The organism is Oleiphilus sp. HI0066 (genome assembly GCF_001635725.1).
The window spans coordinates 1-992 of the sequence record NZ_LWFH01001395.1 but is presented as its reverse complement, the minus strand read 5'-3'; the positions used below and the strand labels follow the sequence as shown (position 1 = coordinate 992).

At 44.4% G+C, this 992-nt stretch carries 1 protein-coding gene; it reads left to right on the top strand.

What is annotated here, in order from left to right; genetic code table 11:
- Nucleotides 1-269 precede the first annotated feature (269 nt).
- Nucleotides 270-992: PEP/pyruvate-binding domain-containing protein (locus A3738_RS21005; protein ID WP_304440124.1), on the top strand; the 723-nt coding region annotated here is incomplete at its 3' end.

Below are 992 nucleotides of genomic sequence, written 5' to 3'. Positions count from 1 at the left end.
GGTAATTCCAGTGCCATCAGAGATGAAAAATGCAGTTCGTTTGTTACTCATATTCTTCGGTACCGCGTAAAGAGAAATAGATATTTAGATTGCCCGTTATTTAGGCCTTTCTGATGCTGAATTAAGCTAGCATAAAGTGGTATGATGCGCACCTTTGAAAATCTAGCATTCTAAGAATAGAGAGTTTGAAGTCGCGTCTAATCGTACGCGAACTCCCTGTCTCTGGCGTTTATTGTTTTTGGCGACTTACGGTTAATAGGAGCTTCGTCTTGCAAGAATATATTGTTTGGTTCGATCACTTAGGGATGAATGATGTCGAACGTGTTGGTGGAAAGAACGCCTCTTTAGGGGAAATGATCGCAAACCTTAGCGGCGCAGGTGTTCGAGTGCCGGGCGGTTTTGCCACAACCGCGTATGCGTTTAACGAATTTTTAGCAAATGATGGCCTTGCTGATCGCATTCATAAGACTCTAGATGCACTAGATGTTGATGATGTAAATAAGCTTGCTGAAGTTGGTGCTGAAATCCGATCTTGGGTGATGGATACGCCGTTTCCAAAGCAATTAGAAGATGAGCTCGACAAAGCATTTGCTGAGCTTCAATCTGGCAATGATGAAATGGCTGTAGCCGTTCGTTCATCAGCAACAGCAGAAGATTTGCCAGAAGCCTCGTTCGCAGGCCAGCAAGAAACTTTTTTGAACGTGCAGGGTATTGATGCAGTCAAACATGCGGTAAAAGAAGTATTTGCATCTTTGTTCAACGACCGTGCGATTTCGTATCGTGTACACCAAGGGTTTGCGCATATTGATGTGGCGCTATCTGCAGGCATTCAAAAAATGGTGCGTAGTGAGACGGCCTCAAGCGGTGTTATGTTTACGCTTGATACGGAATCTGGTTTCCGTGATGCCGTATTTATCACGTCCTCTTACGGTCTTGGGGAAATGGTTGTTCAAGGCGCGGTAAACCCTGATGAATTTTATGTGCATAAGCCA